This window comes from Microcoleus sp. S13_C3 (assembly GCF_036700905.1).
Lineage (GTDB): Bacteria > Cyanobacteriota > Cyanobacteriia > Cyanobacteriales > Microcoleaceae > Microcoleus.
Genome location: NZ_JAUBPT010000281.1, coordinates 1 through 2,493 on the forward strand (window position 1 = coordinate 1; position 2,493 = coordinate 2,493).

Sequence of the window (2,493 nt, forward strand, 5' to 3'; positions counted from 1 at the left end):
GACGAGGAGTGGGAAGCCTACAAAGCCAAAGGATTGCATTCGAGTTTTAACAATATGCACCCGGCTATAGGCAAAATAAACTGGGTGTATTTTCGCGAGGGAATTGATGACTTCGAGAAGTCTTTAGCCGGGTTGACGGAGTTACTAAACCGTCACGCCGATTATGTAGAAAAGCATACGCAATTTTTAACCAAAGCCTTAGAGTGGGAACGGCAGCAAAAACAACATCGATGGTTGTTAGTGGGCGATGAGAAAAAGCAAGCAGAATCTTGGTTGAAAATCCGGTTTAAAGATGAACAACCGCCTTGTTTTCCCGCCGATTTGCATTGCGAATATATTACCGAAAGTATCAAGAATGCCAACAACTTAATGACTCAGGTGTTTGTGTCCTATGCCGAGCCAGATAAGGCGACAATGGAGAAAATTCGCAACAGTCTGAGGCGAGAAAGTTTGACGGTTTGGACGAATACCACCGATATTCAAACCGGGGAAGCCTTTGAGGCGGCGATTCAGCGGGGAATCGAACAGGCAGATAATGTGGTGTATCTGCTCTCTCCAGACTCGATGGATTCGCATTTTGCTCGGAAAGAATTAGAGATTGCCTTATCGCTTAACAAGCGAATTATTCCCATTTTAGTGCGAGAAACCTCAGCGGAACAGATTCCAAATGCGCTGCGAAATTTGCAATATATCGACCTCACCGACAACGTACAAGAAGACGATTACTTGCTCGATGAAAGTCAATTGCTGAAGATTTTGCATCAAGATGAGGCTTACTATAACGAGCATAAGGTTTTGTTGACCAAAGCACTGAAGTGGGAGCGACAGCACAAGAATCCCAGTATTCTGCTGCGAGGCTATAACTTGCGAAGTGCTGAGGCGTGGTTGAAGGTGGCGCAGAAAAAACGATCGCAGCATCCACCTACGCCGTTGCAGGAAGAATTTATTGCTGAAAGTTTGCGGCAACCGCCTGCGGAGGCGCTCGATGTGTTTATTTCCTATTCTCGCGCGGATTCGGATTTAGCTAGAAAGTTGAACGAGGAACTGCAACTTCAGGGAAAAACGACTTGGTTTGACCAGGAAAGTATTGCATCGGGGGCAGATTTTGCCCAGGAGATTCACCAGGGAATTCAAGTCTGCGATAACTTTCTATTTATTCTCTCACCCCGATCGATCGCGTCTCCCTATTGTGCGGCGGAGGTCGAGTATGCCGCTGGGTTGAACAAACGCTTTGTCACGGTGCTGCATCAGCCGATCGATTCAGCCGAACTGCATCCGGATTTAGCCAAAGTCCAGTGGATAGATTTCAATCAAAACGATCGGGATTTTAATGCCAATTTCAACCAATTGGTGAGAACGCTCGATACCGACAGAGAACACTTACGCAATCATACAAAATGGTCTCAGCGATCGCTCGAATGGGAACAAAAAAAGAAGACAAAAGATTTATTGTTGCGGGGAAGTGAATTGGCAGTTGCCGAAGTTTGGTTGAAGGAGACTCAAGCGCAAAAGAAACAGCCTGCCGTCACGGAGTTACAAAAGGCATATATTGCCAAAAGTGGGGGGCATAAGCGCCAAAATCGGCTGTTGTTAGCCGGGGCAGTTGTAAGTGTGATGGGGGTAGTGACGGCTCTTGGGTTGAACGCTCAACGGCAAGCCACCATTGCGACGCTGCGGGAAAATGCCGCCCGCGCTCAGTTATTGCTCCCGATCGAGCCAGTAGAAGCACTCATTCTGGCGATTCAAGCCACAGGCCAAAGCAAATCGTCATTATTTACATCACAGACCGTTCTGCCCCAAGTGCAGTCTAGTTTACGAGATGCCAGCGGGGATGCCAGAGAACGAAATCTCTTACAAGGGCATGAGGGTAGCGTCTTGTCAGTGGCATTGAGCCTGGATGGCAAGACGATCGTCAGTGGTAGTCAAGACGGGACGGTTCGCCTGTGGGATACCTCTGGCAAAGCCATCGGTCAACCCTTCAAAGGGCATGAGGGTAGCGTCTTGTCAGTGGCATTGAGCCTGGATGGCAAGACGATCGTCACTGGCGGTGGGGACGGGACGGTTCGGCTGTGGGATACCTCTGGCAAAGCCATCGGTCAACCCTTTAAAGGGCATAAGGGTGAGGTCAACTCAGTGGCATTTAGTCCAGACGGCAAGACGATCGTCAGTGGCAGTTCGGACAAGACGGTTCGCTTGTGGGATACCTCTGGCAAAGCCATCGGTCAGCCCTTCAAAGGGCATGAGAATACAGTCAAATCAGTAGCATTTAGTCCGAACGGCAAGACGATCATCAGTGGCAGTTGGGACAAGACGGTTCGCTTGTGGGATACCTCTGGCAAAGCGATCGGTCAACCCTTCAAAGGGCATGAGGGTGAGGTCTTGTCAGTGGCATTTAGTCCGGACGGCAAGACGATCGTCAGTGGCAGTTGGGACAAGACGGTTCGCTTGTGGGATACCTCTGGCAAAGCGATCGGTCAACCCTTCAAAGGGCAT

1 protein-coding gene is annotated in these 2,493 nt (G+C 49.3%); it reads left to right on the forward strand.

Annotation, left to right across the window (positions count from 1 at the left end; all coding sequences use genetic code 11):
* Positions 1–2,493, forward strand: a 2,493-nt coding sequence (locus QUA16_RS35595) for a TIR domain-containing protein (RefSeq protein ID WP_333109454.1), incomplete at both ends; no start/stop codon positions are given.